This is a genomic window from uncultured Leptotrichia sp. (assembly GCF_938036635.1).
GTDB lineage: Bacteria > Fusobacteriota > Fusobacteriia > Fusobacteriales > Leptotrichiaceae > Leptotrichia > Leptotrichia hongkongensis.
In genome coordinates this window covers 1-1,009 of record NZ_CALHQO010000124.1, presented here as the reverse complement: position 1 = coordinate 1,009, position 1,009 = coordinate 1, and the positions used below count along the sequence as shown (strand labels likewise).

Genomic DNA, 1,009 nt, shown 5'->3' with positions numbered 1-1,009 from the left:
TTACGACTTTTATTAGAATTAAAAAACTATATTTTAATTATTTGAAAATATACTTTGTTCAAAAAGTCTATAATAAATTTGTTACTTAGAAGAGAATTTAATATTACAAATATTTACTAGCTTCTTTAATACTTAATTTTGCCATTTTTTCTTTATTTTTTTCAATAAAATTTTTTACCCATTCAGGATTTGTCTTGCTATAATCTCTCAATGCCCAGCCTATCGCCTTATTAATAAAAAATTCAGCCTGCCCCAGATTATTCTTTAAAATCTTTTCCAGTAATTCAGTATTTGTTTTTTCTTTTCTCAAAAGCTGATGATCAATCGCAATTCTTCTAAGCCAAATATTTTCATCAATACTCCATTCCAGCAATATTTTATTCACATTTGAATCCTTTAATGCCAAAGCTCCTATTGTCATATCTAAATTGTCTATCGTATCCCAGCACGATTTTTTCAAGGTAAACTGTTTAATCTTTGGAATATCGTCTATTGTTAACTTATCTTTCTTATCCTTCAAATAATCAGCTGCAACATACTGAAATTCCCTATACCTATTTTCCCAGCATTTATTTACAAATTCCCAGTCGATTTTTTCTTCATTCTTATATTCCTTGAAAAAATTTTTAAATATTTTGCGTCTTTCAGGCGTCTTAATTCCAATATATTCAAATTTATTAAGCATATATTTTGACATTTGTCGTGCCTGCTCTTCATTTTTATGCTGAATCATTTCTTCATAAAGTTTATTAAAATCCATAAGCTTCCTCTTTTTTCATTTTATTAAAAACATTAATTTCTATTAATTACAAAATTCTAATTTTTAGATTTTAACCCTTACGGAAAATAAAACGGGCTATTCTCCTGAAGTATGCTCTATAACATTATAGTTTAATGCAAAGTGTAGCTATATAGTCATTTCCATAACGTGATAATCTATGTCTTTTGTCACACGATTCATAAAAATCTATCATAGCGAGACCATTTTTAAGTTGTCCTCTAATCTGAG

Annotated in this window: 1 protein-coding gene and 1 pseudogene; both read right to left on the bottom strand. The window is 27.3% G+C overall.

Translation table 11 applies throughout. The features are described from left to right. Positions 1-103 precede the first annotated feature (103 nt). Positions 104-760 (bottom strand): DNA alkylation repair protein, encoded by a 657-nt coding sequence (locus Q0370_RS02300; protein ID WP_299571574.1) that lies wholly within the window; start codon positions 758-760, stop codon positions 104-106. Between the two features lie 124 nt (positions 761-884). Next, positions 885-1,009, bottom strand: a pseudogene (locus Q0370_RS02295) (class I SAM-dependent methyltransferase); the annotation flags it as partial.

Excerpts from the sequence above, each read along its gene's own strand:
- Q0370_RS02300 (WP_299571574.1), bottom strand. The coding sequence starts at position 760 with ATGGATTTTAATAAACTTTATGAAGAAATGATTCAGCATAAAAATGAA.